Source organism: Hydrogenophaga sp., from assembly GCF_041633695.1.
GTDB lineage: Bacteria > Pseudomonadota > Gammaproteobacteria > Burkholderiales > Burkholderiaceae_C > Hydrogenophaga.
On record NZ_JBFJMY010000740.1, the window covers coordinates 1 to 1200 of the forward strand.

Genomic DNA, 1200 nt, shown 5'->3' on the forward strand with positions numbered 1-1200 from the left:
CCCGGCACCTGGTAGAAGCGGGCGAAGTTGTCGCCGGTCTTCTGCGTCACACCCTTGTACCAGCTCTCGCTGTCGTTGACCGAGAAAATCGGGTCGGCCACGCCGTGGTAGACCATGATCTTGCCACCGCGCTTGCGCAGACCTTGCATGTTGGTTGGGTCAGGCGGCGTCATGAAGCTCATGGCCGACTCGGTGTAGGTGGTGTTGTTGCCGTTGAATATGTTGGCGAAGAGTGCATCGATGTCCGTGTTCAGCGCGTAGTTCACGCCATCAAAGCCCACCGGGTTGGCGGGAGGAATCTGCCAGATGAAGCCGAGGGCGCCGCTGTCGCGATCCATGGCTGCCACATATTCCCAGGCTGGCACGCCCGACCCAGCAAAACCTGCGTCATAGGGAAAACTGGCGTAGATCTGCGTTCCGTTGCTGGTCTTGGGGCCGTCGAAGATGGTCTTCAGCACAGTCTTTTGGGCAGCGGTCAGGCAGGTGCCGTCGCGTGCACCGCTGCAGGTCGGCACATCGTCGGCCAGGTTGAAGGCTTTCTGGCAGGCGGCCACGTCTTGAATCAAGCCGTCGGCCGCGTTGTCCAGTGCGTCGCATTTGGCCAGTATTTTGTTGGCGACCATTGCGCGCTCGGTGTCCGTCACGGCGGTGGCGAGCTCGGTGCTGTTGGTCACGGGCGACACAGTCGCCACCTTGGCGTATTCGCGAGCACCTGCCAGGTTGGCCAGAGCCGCCTTCGGCAGGTTGTAGCCGGGTGCGCCCGCCAGAATGCCGTCGTAATCGGCGAAGTAGCGTGCGGCTGCCACCATGGCGTGGCGCCCGCCGTTGGAGCAGCCGGCGAAGTAGGAGCGGTCCGGCGCCTTGCCGTAGGTCAGTTGAATCGCCTGTTTGGCCATGGGGGTGAGCTTGCTCACGGCCTGATAGCCATAGTCCAGACGAGCCTCTGGATCAACGCCGAAGTACGGGGCGCCTCCACTGTGACCGCCATCCGAGCTCAACACGGCAAATCCCTGAGCCAGGGCATGGCTCAGGCCGGTTGCGCCGGCCCCGAGCGCACTTCTGACGGAACCGTCGATGCCGCCATTGCCTTGGTGCAGGAAGCGTCCGTTCCAGTTCTTGGGCAGGCGCATCTCAAAGCCCACAGCGTAGGTGTTGCTGTCGACCGGACTGGTCCGTTCGTGCATCTTGCCGGTCACCCGG

At 63.1% G+C, this 1200-nt stretch carries 1 protein-coding gene; it reads right to left on the bottom strand.

Annotated elements, in window-relative coordinates:
* Positions 1 to 1184 (bottom strand): tannase/feruloyl esterase family alpha/beta hydrolase (locus ABYB95_RS23720; protein WP_372662903.1); only part of this gene is annotated, 1184 nt, incomplete at its 3' end.
* Positions 1185 to 1200 lie beyond the last annotated feature (16 nt).